13 protein-coding genes are annotated in these 16,736 nt (G+C 72.9%); 5 read left to right on the forward strand and 8 right to left on the reverse strand.

Translation table 11 applies throughout. From position 1 onward, the window contains the following. Positions 1-61: 61 nt before the first annotated feature. The 3 genes from thpR to FLL47_RS29770 form a co-directional block, all read right to left on the reverse strand. On the reverse strand, positions 62-649 hold the full coding sequence (thpR, locus tag FLL47_RS43170; RefSeq protein WP_186315983.1) for an RNA 2',3'-cyclic phosphodiesterase: 588 nt from the start codon (positions 647-649) through the stop codon (positions 62-64). 85 nt (positions 650-734) lie between these two features. Beyond that, complete coding sequence (locus FLL47_RS43175) at positions 735-1,034, reverse strand: DUF2795 domain-containing protein (protein ID WP_186315984.1); 300 nt, start codon at positions 1,032-1,034, stop codon at positions 735-737. An 85-nt stretch (positions 1,035-1,119) separates the two neighbouring features. Then, a complete protein-coding gene (locus FLL47_RS29770) occupies positions 1,120-2,376 on the reverse strand; it encodes an MFS transporter (protein WP_144124866.1) in 1,257 nt (418 codons plus the stop codon). A 129-nt stretch (positions 2,377-2,505) separates the two neighbouring features. Between FLL47_RS29770 and FLL47_RS29775 the strand changes: the two genes are divergently transcribed. Next, complete coding sequence (locus FLL47_RS29775) at positions 2,506-3,009, forward strand: hypothetical protein (RefSeq protein WP_144124869.1); 504 nt, start codon at positions 2,506-2,508, stop codon at positions 3,007-3,009. A gap of 80 nt (positions 3,010-3,089) precedes the next feature. Beyond that, positions 3,090-4,136 carry a LacI family DNA-binding transcriptional regulator gene (locus tag FLL47_RS29780; RefSeq protein ID WP_144124872.1) on the forward strand — a complete coding sequence of 349 codons (1,047 nt, stop codon included), beginning with the start codon at positions 3,090-3,092 and terminating at the stop codon, positions 4,134-4,136. Between the two features lie 44 nt (positions 4,137-4,180). On the opposite strand, the gene FLL47_RS29785 is transcribed toward FLL47_RS29780, so the two are convergent. The 4 genes from FLL47_RS29785 to speB form a co-directional block, all read right to left on the reverse strand. Beyond that, positions 4,181-5,113, reverse strand: coding sequence for an MEDS domain-containing protein (locus FLL47_RS29785; protein WP_144124875.1), 933 nt, complete (start codon positions 5,111-5,113; stop codon positions 4,181-4,183). A 396-nt stretch (positions 5,114-5,509) separates the two neighbouring features. Next, positions 5,510-7,849 carry a glycoside hydrolase family 6 protein gene (locus tag FLL47_RS43180; protein WP_246158830.1) on the reverse strand — a complete coding sequence of 780 codons (2,340 nt, stop codon included), beginning with the start codon at positions 7,847-7,849 and terminating at the stop codon, positions 5,510-5,512. Between the two features lie 340 nt (positions 7,850-8,189). Then, positions 8,190-8,807 (reverse strand): class I SAM-dependent methyltransferase, encoded by a 618-nt coding sequence (locus FLL47_RS29800; protein WP_144124878.1) that lies wholly within the window; start codon positions 8,805-8,807, stop codon positions 8,190-8,192. Positions 8,808-9,020: 213 nt separating this feature from the next. Next, positions 9,021-10,055: an agmatinase gene (gene speB / locus FLL47_RS29805; protein WP_144124881.1), complete on the reverse strand. Its 1,035-nt coding sequence runs from the start codon at positions 10,053-10,055 to the stop codon at positions 9,021-9,023. A gap of 135 nt (positions 10,056-10,190) precedes the next feature. On the opposite strand from speB, the gene FLL47_RS29810 reads away from it, so the two are divergent. Genes FLL47_RS29810 through FLL47_RS29820 form a run of 3 tightly spaced genes read left to right on the forward strand, consistent with a single transcriptional unit; the run spans position 10,191 to position 15,275 of the window. Then, positions 10,191-11,726 carry a leucyl aminopeptidase gene (locus FLL47_RS29810; protein WP_144124884.1) on the forward strand — a complete coding sequence of 512 codons (1,536 nt, stop codon included), beginning with the start codon at positions 10,191-10,193 and terminating at the stop codon, positions 11,724-11,726. Next, the gene (locus FLL47_RS29815; protein ID WP_144124887.1) at positions 11,723-13,408 is read left to right on the forward strand and encodes an AbgT family transporter; all 1,686 of its coding nucleotides are present in this window, start codon (positions 11,723-11,725) and stop codon (positions 13,406-13,408) included. Before FLL47_RS29810 ends, FLL47_RS29815 begins: the two co-directional genes overlap by 4 nt. 7 nt (positions 13,409-13,415) lie before the next feature. Beyond that, positions 13,416-15,275: an SLC13 family permease gene (locus tag FLL47_RS29820; RefSeq protein ID WP_144124890.1), complete on the forward strand. Its 1,860-nt coding sequence runs from the start codon at positions 13,416-13,418 to the stop codon at positions 15,273-15,275. A 44-nt stretch (positions 15,276-15,319) separates the two neighbouring features. On the opposite strand, the gene glsA is transcribed toward FLL47_RS29820, so the two are convergent. Further along, positions 15,320-16,660, reverse strand: coding sequence for a glutaminase A (glsA, locus tag FLL47_RS29825; RefSeq protein WP_144124893.1), 1,341 nt, complete (start codon positions 16,658-16,660; stop codon positions 15,320-15,322). Positions 16,661-16,736: the final 76 nt, after the last annotated feature.

Below are 16,736 nucleotides of genomic sequence, written 5' to 3' on the forward strand. Positions count from 1 at the left end.
ACGGCGTGGCCGTGGCACACAGCCCCTGGGAGCTGATCAAGTAGCGGCCTGGGTTTTCGGGTCAACCGGGCAGGGGTGCGCGGAACACCTCGGTGTAGTGGTTGCTCACCGGGTGGTCGCTGCGCATGAGCACCAGGGCGGGCGCGGGCCAGACCGGTCCGGCGTACGCGTCGAGCTGTTCCATGATCTCGCAGAGCTCGTCGGGGCCGAGCCGGTCGCCGGGCCGGGCCAGGGTCAGGTGCGGCTGGTAGGGGCGCGGGTCGAAGGGAATACGCGCGGCGGTCAGCGCGGCGCGCAGCCGGTCGGCGAGCTCGTGCAGCCCGTCGAGGTCGCCGTGCAGCCCGGCCCAGATCGCCGCCGCCCGCCCGTTCTCGAAGCGCCCGCCGCCGGCCAGGCGCAGGCGCGGGGCACACGCGGTGGCGCCCGCGGCGTCGCTCAGTGCCGCGGTCGTCGCGCCGACCTGCGCGGGGTCGAGTTCGCCCAGGAAGGCGACGGTGACGTGCCACTGCTCCGGCGGCACCGGCCGCAGCGACAGGCCCTCGGGGTGCGGCCTGGTGAAGGCGAGCCGCGACACCAGCCCGGCCAGGTCGGTGATCGCCGGGGCGGGCGGGTAGACCGCGATGAAGAGGCGTTGCGTAGGTGGTGGCACGGCAGACCACGGTATCGAGCCGCCGCCCGGCCCGCCTGCCGGGGCGGGTCCGCCCGCCCCGGCTGCGCCGCGTGACCGCGGACGTTCAGCTGAGCTCGGTGTTCGGGACCTCGCGCAGGTAGGAGGCGACCTTCTTGTTGTGCGAACGCGCCTGCGCGGCCCGCTGGGTGGCCGTGGTGCCCTCCTCGACCGACGGGTCGAGCCGGACCGAGCTGCGCACCTCGGACATGTTCCGGTAGACCTCGGGCGGCAGCGTCCGCGCCAGTTTGAGCACGTCACCGTCGCTGGTGTATTCGATGACGTGTGAGAAGATTGCGTGCTTATCAGCCGGAAAGTCGATATCACGTAATGCTTGCTGCATCTGCAGCCAGGCTTGGTTCTCCATGATTCGACTCTGAGCCGTCGCCGCGCACCGCACGAGCTGTTCCGGAAAACTCCTGCGACCGGCGCTCGGCCCAGCCGCGGCCGGTTCAGCCGGTGGGAGCGGCGGCCGGCACCGGCCGCCGCCGCGCCGTGCTCGCCAGCCGCACGGTGGCCGCGACCACGGCCAGCGCCACCGTCGCCGCGCCCGAGGCCAGCAGCGTGCCGCCCGGTCCGAGCCAGGCGACCAGCGGCCCGCCGAACGCGGCCCCGATCGGGGCCGCCGCCACCGTGATGGAACCCCGGGCGGCGAGCACCGCGGGCAGGTCGGCGGGGCCGGCCGCGGACTGGAACAGCGTGATGTTGAAAGCGGGGAACGGCCCGTAGATCACACCGCCGGCGGCCAGCCCGACCAGGGTGATCCAGGTCGAGGTGGTGAAGCCGAACGGCAGCAGTGCGGCGCCCCAGCCCGCGATGACCACGATGGTGAACGGCCACGGCGTCACCCGCCGCAGCGCGCCCGCGAGCAGGCCGCCGAGCAGCGCGCCGACGCCGAAGACGGCCCAGTAGACGCCCAGGAAGCCCGCGGATCGGTCGAGCGTGTCGACCACGAACAGCGGCAGCGCGACCTCGACGGGGCCGTACAGGAAGAAGAAGATCGCGGTGAGCGCGAGCAGGCCCAGCAGCTCGGGTCGCCGGGCCAGCAGGCGGAAGCCGCTGGTCGTGCGGTTCGCCTCGGGCTCGGCCGGCGCGGCCGCGGCGGGGATGCGCCGCAGCTGTGCGGCCAGCACGAGGTAGGTCAGCGCATCGACGGCCAGTGCCACACCCGGGCCGGTGGTCGCGACCAGCAGCCCGGCCAGCGGCGGCCCGACGATGATGGCGGTGGTCTGGCTGGTGCCCAGCAGCGTGTTGGCGGGCAGCCGGTGCTCGGCCGGTACGAGCCTGCTGACCAGGGTGTAGGTGCCGGCCGACCCCCACGCGACGAGCAGCGACGAGACCGCGAGCAGGGCGACGTATCCGGCGGGGGAGAGCAGCCCGAGCAGGTGCAGCACGGCCGCCGCGCCCAGGCCGCCGGCCCGCAGCAGCGCGTTGGCGGTGACCAGGGTGCGGGCGTCGAGGCGGCGCAGCCACGGGGCCAGCGCGAGCGCGCCGAGCGCGGCGGGCAGCGTGTACGCGGCGACGGCCGCGCCGACGACGAGGGCGGCGTGGTCCGGGGCGGCGATGCGGATGGCCAGCAGTGAGATCGCGACCACGCTCAGGCCGTCGCCGAGGTACGAGACAGCCTCGCCGGACAGCAGGCGGCGGAACCCCGGCACCTGCAACACGTCCCGATAGGCGGCCGGGACCAGGCGATTCGTCACACGCATCGGCACAGCCTGCCAGTTCAACCAGGCTTGAGGTCAAGGTGCCGTGGCCCAGGTCGCTGTCCGGCGGAACCGGGCAAGGGTGTCACGACTCGTCCCGGATGACCGCCCCCCCGTATCCGGGAGAATTTCATGACCGCACTGCTGAGGCATCCCGCCGCCGTCGTCCTGGCCGCCTGTGCCGCGCTCGCCGCCGGCTGCACGGGGCAGGATCCGCCGTCCGCCGCGCCGAGCCCGTCGGCGGCGGCCGTGTCCCTCGCGCCGGGGTGTGCCGCGACCAAGATCGAAACCGGGCGGCTGCCGGACTGGGCGGACGCGGGGTTCAGCGGGGACGCGATCGCCATGCATGTGATCGGCGTGCGGGGCGACATCGCCGCGGTGCTGTTCGGGCACCCGCTGACGGTCGACCGCAAGGACGGCGCGAGCAACAAGATCCTTTGGGTGTCGCGGGAGGTGAGCGAGCCGGGCACGCTGACCATCAAGGCGCGGCGGGACGGCACGGGCGAGCCGGTGCTCCGCGAGGTCACACCCGGGCCGGGTCCGTCCATCATCGACCTGCCGCAGGCGGGCTGCTGGCGGCTGGAGCTGAGCTGGCCGGGCCACACCGACACGATGGACCTGGTCTACGCGGGGTGAGCCGGTGCCGTCCGGCCACTGCGGACGATGGCGTACGCGAACCCTACCGCCGTCCCGGAACAGCGGGCTATGGTGCACCAATGACGTACGGGAGCGCTTCCACGCCGCACCCGGGACCCGCCGGGGCGGCGTCCCCGGCCACGCTGGCCGAGGTCGCCCGCGCGGCCGGTGTCTCCATCGCGACCGCCTCGCGCGTGCTCAACAACTCCAGCCAGGTCAGCGCCGAGGCGTACCAGCGAGTCTGCGACGCGGCGAGCCGGCTCGGCTACCGCAGGCGGCGCGCGGCATGGGGGCGCACGTCCGCCGGTGCGCGGGCCGTCGCCGCGGTGGTGCACGCCGGGCACCGGCTGGTCTACACCGAGCCGTTCTTCGCCCGCTTCCTCGGCGCGGTGGAGACCGAGCTGGCCCGCTACGACCTGCCGCTGCTGGTGACCAACGTGTCCGGCACGCTGGCCGAGACCGTCGGGCGCTACCTGCGGGCCGGCAACGTGGCCGGAGTGATCATCGTGTCGGATCACGGCCCGCTGCCGCTGTCCGGCTCGCTGGCCGCGCTCGGGCTGCCGATCACCGTGGTCGGCCGGCCGCTGCATCCGTACCAGCTGCCCTATGTGGACGCAGACAACCGCGGCGGCGCCCGCGCGGCGGTGGAACACCTGCTCGGCAAGGGGTACCGGTCGATCGGCCACATCGCCGCGCCGCCGGACACCGGCCCCGGTGCCGACCGGCTGGCCGGTTACCGGGACGCGATCCAGGCGTCCGGGCTCACCGACCTGCCCGTGGCGTACGGCGACTGGAGCCAGGCCTCCGCGGCGCACGCCATGCAGCGGCTGCTCGACCAGCGTCCGCAGCTCGACGCGGTGTTCGCCGCATCCGACGTGATGGCCGCGGGCGCGGTGCGCTACCTGCGCCAGGCCGGCCGGCGCATCCCCGACGACGTGGCCGTGGTCGGGTTCGACGACCACGCGCTGGCCGCGCAGGTGCGCCCGGCGCTGACCACGGTGCGCCAGCCCGTCGAGCTGATGGGCGCGACGGCAGTGCGGGGCCTGCTCGCGGCCGCCGCGGGCGAACCGCCGGGGGAGCACGCCACCGTCCTGCCCACCGAACTCATCGTCCGCGACTCGGCCTGAAGAGCACACCACCGCGCTGCCCGATCGGTGCGGCAGCCGTCGGGTCAGTCGTGCACGGCCATGTGCAGGCGGATGGTGGTCGTGCCGGGGCGGGCGTGCACGCGTACCAGGTCGCAGTGCAGGTGGGCGGCCAACAGCGCACCCGCGCCGCGCTGCACGGAGGGCGGGACCTGCCCGGCCAGCGGGTCGGAGAACTGGCCGGAGTCACGCAGCTGGCACACCACCAGGTCGCGTTCCGGCCACACGCTCACCGCGCCGGGTCCGCCGGTGTGCGCGAGCGTGCCGCCGGCCAGCTCCGACACGACGTCGGCAAGCGTGTCGCGCCGCTCCGGCTTCAGCCCGGCGGTGGCCGCGTGGCCGGTCACGAAGGTGCGCAGCCCGGCCAGGTCGTGCACGGCGTCGTAGCGCATCGTCGCCGCGTGGGGCGGGGGCGCGGGCAGCGGCGGATGGAACGAGGCCGCGGTCTGGCGCGGATCGCCGTACGCGGGGCTCGGCCGGCGCTCGCCGCGCAGCAGCAGCTCGGGGTGCGTGCGGTGGACGTCGGAGACCATGTGCGGGTCCAGATTGGCCGCGTCGCACGGGCACAGCAGCGCCACGTCGCGGCCCGCAAACGCGAGGTTGACCAGCGCCTCGTGCGCGACGCACGCCGGATACTCCAGCGCGCTGCGGCCCGGCCACAGCGGCTCGGCGACGATCGCCGTGCGGCGGCCGGGGAACTCGTCGGCGAAGGCCAGCAGCACGCCGGGCAGGATGCGGCCGGGGTTGCGGCCGGCGACGGTGAGGTCGGTGAAGCGCACCCGCTCGGCGAACGAGCCGAGGCAGTCGCGCAGGATCTCCAACTTCGCGCTGGGCACGGCGACCAGCACCGGGTTTCCGGCGTCGAGGGCGGTGTGGATGAAGGCCAGGGTGCCGCTGACGTACTCGGCGACCCCGCGGTACGGGAAGCCGACGTGTTCGCGTGGTGCAGGTTCGGACATGCGTCACGCGGCCGGGAGCGGTGGTGCGGCGGACATGCCTTCGCGGGGCACGAGCCATGAGGGCACCTGTTGCCATGCCATAGCGGGGGCGGTACCCGATCGGGCATGCGATTAAACACCGCTTCGCAGAAAAAGATTCGTCAAGTCCTCAACGCGGCGTACGCCCTGTTCGGCAGCGGACCGCCGGCGTCGCTCTCACGACGCCGGCGGCCGTGCCGCTGCCGGCGGGGCCCAAGTTTCCGCCCCAGCGGCACTCCCTACAGCCCCGCCGTGCCGGTGCGCCCGGCCGGCGGGGTTCCCGCCGACCGGGCAGCCGCGAAGGCGATGCCCGGCCGGCGCGAGGACGGCCCCGATCCTGAGCACCCACGCGGATGCGGGACCGTCACTCGGTAGCGGTCAGCTCAACGGCGGGTACGCGTTCGCCATCAGCTGCTGGAACTGAGCGGAGAACCAGTGCCCCGACACGGGGGCGTTGGGCAGCGCGCCGGACATGCTGTTGCCGTTACGGGCGTTGCCGCCGTAGGTCGGGTCGCACATCCGGTCGAAGCCCTTGCCCTCGTCGTTCGGGATCAGGCTGCTGGAGCCGTCGGACTCGCCCGGCGGCTTGATCCAGACGTACGCGTCGATGCCCGTCGCGGGCGCGGCACGCGGGCGCTCGCCGAGGCCGGCGCCTGCCTGGTTGCACCAGTTGCCCTTGTGGATGCGGCGGTCGATGCGCGACTGGTTCACGAACGTGTTCGGGTCGGTCGACGTGCTCGCCGCCGTGGGCCGGGTGGCCTGCGTCGGCTGGCACGGCGTACGGACGCAGTTGCCCCAGCCGTTGCGGGAGGTGTCGATCAGCATGCCGATGTTCGACGGGAAGCCGGACTGGACGAGCCGCGAGCGGAACGCCTGCGCGAACGTCAGCTCGTCGTTGTACCGGTTCCAGTCGATCCAGGTGGTCTGGCGCAGCTGCTCGGTGATCGAGCCCACGTACGGCTCGGTCAGCGCCGAGGTGTTCGCGGTGTTGGTGATGAAGCCGTGCACGTTGGCAGCGGTGCTGCCGGACGCGGTCGCAGCCGTGAACATCATGTTCGCGGTCGCCCCGAAGTTGTCGTCCCAGCCGACCCAGCCGTGGTGCGCCGCGTCGATGTAGTTGTAGACGTTCGGGACCGCGCCGAGCTTGCTCAGCGCGTAACCGACACCGTCGACGTAACCGCGGTTGGCGAGCATGGTGTCGCACATCGCGGTCGCGGTCGCCCGGCCGCCGACGTTGGTCACCAGGTTCGGCAGCGAGTCGATCTCGATGATCGCCACGATGCGCAGGTTCGCGTACGCCGGGCGGGCCAGGATCGCCGCCATCGGGTCGATGTACTCGGACTTGTACCGCGGCAGCTCGGTCGGGCCCAGCTCGCCGTTGGACGCCAGCGCGGCACAGTCACGGCCGGGCAGGTTGTAGACGACGATCTGGATCACCATCGGCGCGGAGCCGTTGGCCGCGTCCTGGATGACCGCCTGGTCGAGGTGGTCGGCCAGGCCCATGGTGCCCGTGGTCGGGCTGCCGTTGCCGGTCAGCGCGCTGATGCGGTCGAACCAGACACCGGTGGGCTGGTTCGCGATCCGGCTGCCGCCGGTCTCGGCCATCGCCGCGGCACGCCACTGCGGGTTCACGTAGACACCTGCACCCGAGTACGGGTTGTCGGCCCGCGGTCCGCCGGGGGTGCCGCCGTCGTTGTCGGCCTCGGTGGCGGTGACCGTCACGTTGCCCGCCGACGAGGTGGCAGCGATGGTGGCGGTGCCGGCGGTGGTGTCGCTGTCCTCCGACGCCGACACGGTGACCGCGACGCCGGTGCTCCAGTTCGACGGGGTCAGGGTGAGGCTGGTCGTCGAGATGGTGACGTTGGTGTCACCGGACTTGGCCAGCGTCACCGCCACGTTGCTCGACGGCGCCGCGGACAGGCGGTAGGTCACCGTGGTGGAGCCGCCCTCGGGTACCGAGATCGAGGTGCTGCTCGCGCTCAGCACCGGGGTGGTGCCCCCGCCGCCGATGGTGAACGGGACCGCAGCCGACGTGGTGGACAGCGCGGGGCTGCCGTTGTCGACCGCGGTGGCGGTGGCGCTGTGGCTGCCGGACGCCAGCCCGGTCGCGGTGAAGCTGTACGGCGAGCTGGTGTCGGTGCCGACCAGGTTGCCGTCGACGCGGAACTCGACCCGGGCCACGCCGCTGTTGTCACTGGCGGTCGCGGCGAGCGGGACGCTCGCCCCGGCGGAGAAGGACTGCCCGCTGGTGGGGCTGTTCAGGCTGACCGTCGGCGCGGTGTTGCCGCCGCCGCCCCCGCCGTTGCAGGCGGTGCCGTTGATCGCGAAGTTGGTCGGGTTGGTGTTCGTGCCGCTGTAGGAGGCGTTGAACCCGATGCCGGTCGACGCGCCGGTGGCCAGGCTGCCGTTGTAGGACAGGCTCGTCGCGGTGACGTTCTGGCCGGACTGGGCGTAGTTGGCCGACCAGCCCTGGATGCCGCCCTGGTTGCCGGGCCAGGTCCAGGTGAGCGACCAGCTGGTCAGCGGGTCGCCGGTGTTGGTGATGTTGATGTTCGCGCCGAAGCCGCTGCCGTTGTCCCAGGCCTTGGTATAGGTCACCTGGCAGGACACGGCGGCCTGCGCGGGCGTGGCCACGGCGACGAGCCCCATGGTGGCCAGCGCGCTCGCGCCGAGCATCGCCGTGAGGCGGCGCGCGGCGGATCTGATCGGAATCCTCACTGGGTACTCCTTGAGCCAGGCCGGACCGGTCCGTTTGCCTCAGGACCGGTGCGGGGCCTGCGCGGGGACGCGGCCACCGGGCGGGCGGCGCGTTCGAGCGCAGGAAGGAATGGACAGCCCGGACAGACTGTTGCGGCGGTGCGCGGCACCTCCCGGAGAACCGGGGCCCTTGGCGCCGTGTCGCGCGGCGTGGCTCCCTGCGCGCGTGTTGGCAGTTTCACACCGTCGCAACAGGACTGCAATGAGTGTCGATGAATGTGGCACAAAGTCGGGTCGTCCAACTAAGACGTATGATGACCTGGCCTCATACGTCTGATGTCGTTCCAACGAGCGCTGCGGGTCAGGGTAGGTCGGGCACCGGGGCGTGGGCCTGCAGCAGGGTGTCGACGGCCTGGCGGGGGCCCTCGTCGGTGGCGACCTCGCGCTGCACCCGCTCGGCCCGGTCCACGGTGAGGCCGTCCGCGACCAGGGTCCGGGTCAGCTCCTCGGGCACCCAGAGCAGGTCCGGGTCCTGCGGTCCGCCGGTGCCGTGGGTGGGGTTGGTCCGGTCGTGGCCGATCGCGAACAGCGTGCCGCCGGGCGCGACCGCCCGTGTGGCCAGCGCCCACACCTGTGCCATCTGGCCCGGCGGCAGGTGCAGGTAGGCGATCAGGACCAGGTCGAAACCCTCCGCTGGCGGCAGGTACGCCAGCACGTCGCCGACCGTCCAGTCCACGTCGAGCCGGTCCTGCCGGGCCCGCTCGCGTCCCTTGTCGACCGCGATCTGCGCGTAGTCGATCGCGGTCACCCGCCAGCCCTTGCCGGCCAGCCACAGCGCGTTGCGCCCCTCGCCCGACGCGAGATCCAGCGCCCGGCCCGGCGGCAGCCCGTCGAGCGCGGCCGCCACGAAGCGGTTGGGTTCGGCGCTCCATACCAGGTCGGCGGCGGCGTAGCGGCGGTTCCAGTCCTCGGCGTCCATCGCCGCCGACCATACCGCCCCCGGCCGCCCACCCGTCGCATGATCGCCGGACTTGCCCGGCGGCGGGCATGCCGGTTGCATGATCGCCCGACTTGCCGCGAAGTGGGCGTGCCGGTCCCGTGATCGTCCGACTTGCCAGGCAGGTGGGCGAAAGGACGGTCAAGATACGCACAGGTGCCGGGCAAGTCGAGCGATCATGCGGCGGGTGGGCGGTCAGTCGGAGGTGGTGGAGCCTCGGCCGTCCAGGAGTGGGGTGGTGGGATCCCAGGTGGTGCCGTCGCTGGTGTCGCGGCGGCGGCGGGCCAGGCCGGACAGTGCCTCCAGGACGACCCGGTTGCCGAGCATCGCGGTGATCTCGGCGTGGTCGTACGGCGGGGAGACCTCGACCACGTCCATGCCCGCCACGGGCAGCGTGCGGCAGATGCGCGACACCGCGTCGAGCAGCTGCCGGGCGGTGAGACCGCCCGGCTCGGGTGTGCCGGTGCCGGGAGCGTGCGCCGGGTCGCAGACGTCGATGTCGACGGACAGGAAGACCGCGTCGCAGCCGTCCAGGGCGATCGCGAACGCCTCGTCGAGCACCGCGTCCAGGCCCCGGGCCCCGATCTCGCTCATGTGGTACGAGCGCATGCCCTGGTCGGCCATCCAGTCCAGGGTCGGCGGCTCGGGCCAGTATCCGCGCAGTCCGAGCTGCAGGAAGCGGTCCCCGCGCACTGCGCCGGACTCGATCAGCCGGCGCATCGGCTGGCCGTGGCCGTAGAGCGAGCCGAACGTGATGTCCCCGGTGTCGGCGTGCGCGTCGAAGTGGATCACCGAGACCCGGCCGTAGCCATGATGTCGGGCCAGGCCGGTGACGTCCGGCCAGGTCACGGTGTGGTCGCCGCCCAGGATCAGCGGGATCACGCCGTGCTCGGCGAGGAACGCGACCGCGTCCTCGATGCTCCGGCAGCTGCGTTGCACCTCGCCGCTGTAGAGCTCGAGGTCGCCCGCGTCGCGTACGGCCAGGTCGGGGCCGAGCGGGTCGACCCGCAGCGCCAGGTGCGGCCGGGAGCCGTCGTGCGGCAGGTAGTCGGTGCCGCGGATGGCGCCGGGACCGAAGCGGGTGCCGGGGCGGTGCGAGGTGCCGCCGTCGAACGGCGCGCCCAGGATCACCACGTCGGCGTCGGCGTACGTCTCCGGGTCGGCCCAGTCGCAGCGAGGCACCCCGAGGAACGTGAAGTCCGGGCCGTACTGCGTGCCGTAGCGGGTCACGCCTCCATTTTCGCCGGTGGCCGGGCCGGCGGACCAATCCTCGCAAAACGTCCGCAAATTCACCGAAGAGCCGCGATGCTGTGCTTCAGGGCTGCACGAATCGGTGGGGTGCCGTCGGCAAGAAGGAGCGGTGGAATGACAGCGACGGCGACAGGTTTCGACCCCGTCCCCTCCTGGACGCGGGTGCCCGAGGTGGCCGTGGTCGCGGCCGGGGACCTTGATGTGGGCAACGCGCCGATGGGCGTGCTGGTGGCCGCCTCGGGCCCGGTGCCCGAGGCGCTGGGCGTGGACCGGGGCGACCTGGCCGAGGCCGAGTTCACCGGCAAGCTCGGGCAGACACTGGCATTGCCGCAGCCGGGCGGGCCGGCGCTGGTCGCGGTCGGCGTCGGCGACCCAGCGGAACTCGACGGCGACCGGCTGCGGGACGCGGCCGCCGCGTACGCCCGCGCGGTCGGCACCGCCGGACGGCTGGTGCTCGCGCTGGACGGGGTGACGGGCGTGCCGCCCGAGACGGCCGGACAGGCCGCGGTCGAGGGCATGCTGCTCGCCCGGTATCGCTTCGAGGTGCTCAAGAAGGAACCCGCGCCGCCGGTCGACGCGCTGACCGTGGTGGCCGCGCCGGACGACGTGCAGGCGGTGCGGCGCGGGGTGGGCCGCGGGCTCGCGTACGCCAGGGCCGCCGCGCTGGCCCGCGACCTGGCCAACTCGCCGCCGAGTCTGCTCACCGCGGAGCGGCTGGGCGGGGTCGCCGCGCAGCTCGGCGCGGACAGCGGGCTGACCGTCGAGGTGTACGACCGGGATGCGCTCACCGAACTGGGCTGCGGTGGGCTGCTCGGGGTGAACGCGGGCAGCGCCGACGAGCCGCGCATGATCAAGCTGCGCTACCGTCCGGAGGGCGACCCCGACGTGCCCCGGTTGACGCTGGTGGGCAAGGGCATCATGTACGACTCCGGCGGCATCAGCCTCAAGCCCGCCGACGCGGTCCACGCGACCATGAAGAACGACATGTCCGGCGCGGCCGCGATCCTCGCCGCGATGATGCTGCTGCGCGAGCTGGACTGCCCCGTGGCGGTCACCGGCTACCTGATGTGCACCGACAACATGCCCTCGGGCACCGCGGTCAAGCTCGGCGACGTGCTCACGATGCGCGGCGGGACCACGGTCGAGGTGGTCAACGCCGACGCCGAGGGCCGCCTGGTGATGGCCGACGCGCTGGTGCTGGCCACCGAGGAGCCGGTGGACGCGATCGTGGACATCGCCACGCTGACCGGGGCCTGCCTGCGGGCGCTCGGCGCGCAGATCGCCGGGGTGTTCGGCAACGACCAGGGCCTGGTGGACCAGGTGCGGGCCGCGGCCGCGCGGGTCGACGAGCAGGTCTGGCAGCTGCCGATGGCACACCGCTACCGCGGCGAGATGGACTCCGACGTCGCCGACATCAAGAACATGGGCGGCGCGAACGCGGCAGCGATCCACGCCGCGCTGTTCCTGGAGCAGTTCGTCACCGGCACCCCGTGGGCGCACATCGACATCGCCGGCACCGCGCAGAACGACAAGCCGCGCACCTGGTACCCGCAGGGCTGCACCGGCTTCGGGGCGCGCCTGCTGCTGGACCTGGCGCTGGCCTTCCAACGCCCGCAGCCGGCCCCACTGTCCGCCAAGGAGTGCGCATGAGTGCAGCAGCAGCGACGGCGCCGGCCGGGAAGCGCCCGTTCACCCAGCGGATGCTGGACGGGGTGGAGAAGGTCGGCAACAAGGTGCCGCACCCGGTGATGATCTTCCTGATCCTGATCGGCCTGATCATCGTGCTTTCGGCGGTCTTCGCCGCGATCGGTGTGCAGGTCACCTACGAGACGGCCGCGCCCGCGCCGGTGGTGGCGCAGGAGACCTATCCCGGCGGCACCCAGCAACCCTCGCTGGAGATCCCGCCCGAGGAGTTCTACCACCCCGAGGTCAAGACCCACACCGAGACCACCGCGATCAAGAGCCTGCTCACCGCGGACGGCATCCGGTTCATCTTCACCTCGGCGGTCACCAACTTCACCAACTTCGGCGTGGTCGGCGTCATCCTGGTCGCCATGATCGGCGTGGGCCTGGCCGAGCGGGCCGGGCTCATCGGCGCGCTGATCCGCAAGCTGGTCTCGACCGCCCCGCCGTGGTCGCTGACCTTCATCATCGTGCTCGTCGGCATCCTGTCGTCGATCGCCTCCGACGCCGGATACCTGGTGCTGATCCCGCTCGGCGCGGTCGCCTTCATGAGCGTCGGACGGCATCCGCTGGCCGGGCTCGCCGCCGCGTTCGGCGCGGTGGGCGGCACGTTCATGGTGAACGTGCTCATCACGCCGGTCGACGGCATCATCACCGAGATCACCAACGAGGCGGTCGCGCTGGCCGACCCGGCCAGGAAGATCAGCCTCACCGCGAACATGTTCTTCGCCATCGGCTCGACCATCTTCCTGGCCTTCCTGATCACCTTCATCACCGAGAAGGTCATCGAGCCGCGGCTGGGCAAGTACACCGGAGCGGTGTCGCACGAGGCCACCGACGTGCCGGAGGCCGCACCGGTGGAGGGCGACGCGGCCCCGGCCGCGCAGGCCCGCGGGCTGCGCTACGCCTTCTGGGGCCTGCTCGCCGTGCTGGCCGTGCTGCTGCTGCTGTCCGTTCCGCCCAAACCGTGGGGCATCCTGCGCAACCAGGTCACCGGCAGCCTGGTCGAGAACTCGCCGCTGATGGACAGCCTGATCTTCATCATCATGCTGGTCTTCCTGGTCTGCGGCCTGTGCTATGGCGCGGGCGCGGGCACGCTCAAGGGCAGCGCCGCGGCGATGGACGCGATCACGAAGACGTTCGCCGGGCTCGGCGGTCTGATCTTCATGCTGCTGGTGATCGCCCAGTTCATCGCGTACTTCAACTACACCAACATGGCCACCGTCGCCGCGGTGAAGATGGCCGACGGGCTGGAACGCGCCAACATCGGGCCGCTGTGGCTGCTCATCGGCTTCATCCTGGTGGTGCTGCTGCTGGACATCATCATCCCGGGCGTCATCCCGAAGTGGGCCATCTTCGCGCCCATCTTCGTCCCGCTGTTCCTGCGCCTGGGCGTGGCGCCGCAGACCGTGCTGGCCGCCTACCGGGTGGCCGACTCGCCGATGAACGTGGTCACCCCGCTCATGGTGTACCTGCCGTTCATCGTGCTGCTGGCGCAGAAGTACAAGAAGGAGGCCGGCGTCGGCACGGTGATCTCGCTGATGATCCCGTACATGCTGATCATCGCGGTGGCCTGGACGCTGTTCTTCGTGGTCTGGTACCTGCTGGGCATCCCGCTCGGTCCGGGCGCGCCGGTCGAGCTGGGGTAGTCCGCCGGTGAGCCAGGCGGCGGTCGCGTTCGCGATCCTCGGCGCGGTGGTCGTCCTGTTCGCCTGGAACCGGCTGCCCGTCGAGGTGGTGGCGCTCGGCGCGGCGCTGAGCCTCTACTTCACCGGGCTGCTCGGGCCGGCGGAGATCTTCGCCGGGTTCGGCGACCCCGTGGTGATCTTCGTGGCGAGCCTGTTCGTGGTCAGCGAGGGCCTCGATGCCACCGGCGTCACGACCTGGGCCGGGCAGACCCTCATGGCGCACGCGGGCACCGGTCGCACCCGGCTGCTGGTGCTGGTGATGCTGCTGGTCGCGGGCCTCACCGCGCTGATCACCGTCAACGGGGCGGTGGCGGCGCTGCTGCCGATGGTGGTCATCCTCGCCGTGCGCACCGGACATGCGCCGTCGGAGCTGGCCATGCCGCTGGCCTTCGGCGCCCACGCCGGGTCGATGCTGGCGCTGACCGGTACGCCGATCAACGTGATCGCGTCGGAGGCGGCCCAGGAGGCGAGCGGGCGCGACTTCGGATACTTCGAGTTCGCGCTGGCCGGGGTGCCGCTGGTGGTCGGTGTGATCGCCATCGCGGTGCTGGCCGGGCACCGGCTGCTGCCCCGGCGCACCGCCGAGACGATGCCGCGCGACCTCAGCCGCCACGCCCGCACCCTGGCCAAGCAGTATCGCCTCGACCAGGACGCCCACCGCCTGCTGGTCCCGCCGCCGGTGCCGGTGGGCACGGCCGAAACCGGGCCGGTCGGGCCGGGTGCCCCGGGCCACGGTGGGCGCGCTGCCCCGTTGCCGCCGGATCCGGTCCGCTATCCGGGGCTGGTGCTGCTCGGGGTGCAGACCGCCGACGGCGTGCCGCGCTCGGCCGGTCCGGCGGGACCGGGCGACGTACTGGTGCTCAGCGGCGACGGGGACACCGCCGGCCGGTTCGCGGCCGAGCACGGACTGGAGATCCTGCCCGGCGCGGCCGCCGAGCATGTGGTGGGCGCGCTGCTCAACCGGGAGTTCGGCGTCGCCGAGGTGGTGGTCGGCCCGCGCTCCGGCCTGGTCGGCGCGACCGCGTTCCCGGGCATGGTCACCGACAGCGGCGACCTGGTCGTGCTCGCCGTGCAGCGCAGGGGCCACCACCAGGGTCCCGGCCGGACGGAGCTGGCCGCCGGGGACACGCTGCTGGTCCAGGGCGACTGGGCCGCGCTGGAGCGCAACGTCGACGCCGACCCCGACGTGCTCGTGGTGGACTCGCCCGCGCTGGTGCGCCGCCAGGCCGTGCCGCTGGGCCCCGGTGCCTACCGGGCCGTCGCCGTGCTCGCCGCGATGGTGCTGCTGCTGGCCACCGGCATCGTCCCGGCGGCGGTGGCCGGCATGCTGGCCGCGGGGGCGATGATCGTGCTGCGGGTGGTCACCGTGGCGCAGGCCTACCGGGCCGTCTCGTGGACGACCATCGTCATCATCGGCGCGATGATCCCGCTGTCGGTCGCCATCCAGCGCTCCGGCGCGGCCGAACTGGTCGCGCACGGGCTCGTCACGGCGGTCGGCGACGGCGGCCCGTACGCCCTGCTGTTCGGGTTGTTCCTGCTCACCTCGGTGCTCGGGCAGCTGGTCAGCAACACCGCGACGGCGCTGATCGTCATCCCGATCGCGGTGTCGGCCGCCGCGGAGCTCGGCGTCTCGGTGCGGCCCGTGATCATGTGCGTGACGGTGGCCGCCGCCGCGGCGTTCCTGACCCCGGTGGCCACCCCCGCGAACATGATGGTGCTCGGTCCCGGTGGCTACCGCTTCGGCGACTACTGGCCGCTCGGCTCGGTGATGCTGGCCTGGTTCGGCGTCGTCGCCGTGCTGGTGGTCCCGCTCTTCTGGCGCTTCTGACACCCGGCCTGCCACCGGTGCCGGGCTTCGGGCACTCCGGCCCGCTACCAGTGCCGGTTGTCGGGAGGTGACGCGCCGGTCTGCTGCTGCCCGTCCGGCGGTTCGGACGCGCCGACCTGCTGCTCGCACCAGGCCAGGGCCCGCTCGCGGGTGGCGAACACGTGGTCGGGGTCGTCGAGCACGGCCGCCCCGGCCTCGCCCACGGCGGCGACGGTGAGCCCGCGCCGCCGGAGCGCGGTCAGCTCCTCGCGTGCCATCGCCGCCGAGGCGCGGTCGACGCGGGACACCCGGTCGAGGTCCAGCACCACGCCGCCGGCCGCGGGCAGCGGCGCGACCGCTTCCGCCAGCATGGACAGCAGCCGCTCGGTCGCGGTGAACTCCAGCGGGCCCTGGGCGATCACCAGCGCCACGGCCTCACCGTGCATGTCCCAGGCGGCGGTCACCGGAGCCGTACCGGGGTGGTGCATCAGGTGCAGGGCGTAGCGTTCGGACAGTTCGCGCAGCGCCAGCACGCCGCGCACGGGGTTGCCGACCGCGTCCAGCGGCGGGCTGTACGCGGCGATGCCGAACCGGGCCGGGCTGCACGCGATCAGCGCACCGGACACGCCGCCCTTGGCCGGCAGGCCCACCCGCAGCAGCCAGTCGCCGGCCGCGTCGTACATGCCGGACGTCGCCATCACCGCCAGCACCCGCTCGGCCGTCAGCTCCGGCACCACCGGCTCGCCGGTCACCGGGTTCACCCCGCCGTTGGCCAGCGTCGCCGCCATCACCGCCAGGTCGGCGGTGGTCACCCGCACCGCGCACTGCCGGAAGTAGACGTCCACCACCTCCTCGACGTCCTCGGTCAGCGAACCGGCGCCACGCATCAGGTAGGCCAGCGCCCGGTTGCGGTCACCGGTCCGCGACTCCGAGGCGTACACGGCCTCGTCGACGTCCAGGGGGCGGCCTGCGAACGCGGACAAGCAGGTCAGGATGCGGTCGAAGCGTTCCGCCGGGCCGCTGGCGGGGATCAGCGACGTGGTGACGATCGCGCCCGCGTTGATCATCGGGTTGGCCGGCCGGCCGGTGCCCGGCTCCAGGCTGATCGCGTTGAAGCCCTCCCCGCTGGGCTCCGCGCCGACACGTGCCGTGACCGCGTCCAGGCCGAGTCCGGCCAGCGCGAGGGCGTACACGAACGGCTTCGAGACCGACTGGATGGTGAACGGGACCAGCGCGTCGCCTGCGGCGTACCGGTGACCGTCCATGCTGGCCAGCGCCAGGCCGAACGTGGCCGGGTCGGCGAGCGCCAGCTGCGGGATGTAGTCGGCGACCGCGCCCTCGTCCACGGTCGCCAGCCGCGCGTGCAGCTCGGCCAGCGCCCGCGAGACCGCCCCCACCGCCGCCACGGCCCACCACCCGTCGTCCGTCCGACGCCAGCGTATGGGACCCGCATCCCGTCCACCTGCGATTCCGCCGCACGGC

This window comes from Catellatospora sichuanensis (genome assembly GCF_007483665.1).
GTDB lineage: Bacteria > Actinomycetota > Actinomycetes > Mycobacteriales > Micromonosporaceae > Catellatospora > Catellatospora sichuanensis.

What these genes read in the sequence shown, in the direction of transcription:
- FLL47_RS43175 (WP_186315984.1), bottom strand. Translation starts at nt 1,034, where the DNA reads ATGGAGAACCAAGCCTGGCTGCAGATGCAGCAAGCATTACGTGATATC.
- FLL47_RS29770 (WP_144124866.1), bottom strand. Translation starts at nt 2,376, where the DNA reads ATGCGTGTGACGAATCGCCTGGTCCCGGCCGCCTATCGGGACGTGTTG.
- FLL47_RS29775 (WP_144124869.1), top strand. Translation starts at nt 2,506, where the DNA reads ATGACCGCACTGCTGAGGCATCCCGCCGCCGTCGTCCTGGCCGCCTGT.
- FLL47_RS29780 (WP_144124872.1), top strand. Translation starts at nt 3,090, where the DNA reads ATGACGTACGGGAGCGCTTCCACGCCGCACCCGGGACCCGCCGGGGCG.
- FLL47_RS29785 (WP_144124875.1), bottom strand. Translation starts at nt 5,113, where the DNA reads ATGTCCGAACCTGCACCACGCGAACACGTCGGCTTCCCGTACCGCGGG.
- FLL47_RS29800 (WP_144124878.1), bottom strand. Translation starts at nt 8,807, where the DNA reads ATGGACGCCGAGGACTGGAACCGCCGCTACGCCGCCGCCGACCTGGTA.
- FLL47_RS29810 (WP_144124884.1), top strand. Translation starts at nt 10,191, where the DNA reads ATGACAGCGACGGCGACAGGTTTCGACCCCGTCCCCTCCTGGACGCGG.
- FLL47_RS29815 (WP_144124887.1), top strand. Translation starts at nt 11,723, where the DNA reads ATGAGTGCAGCAGCAGCGACGGCGCCGGCCGGGAAGCGCCCGTTCACC.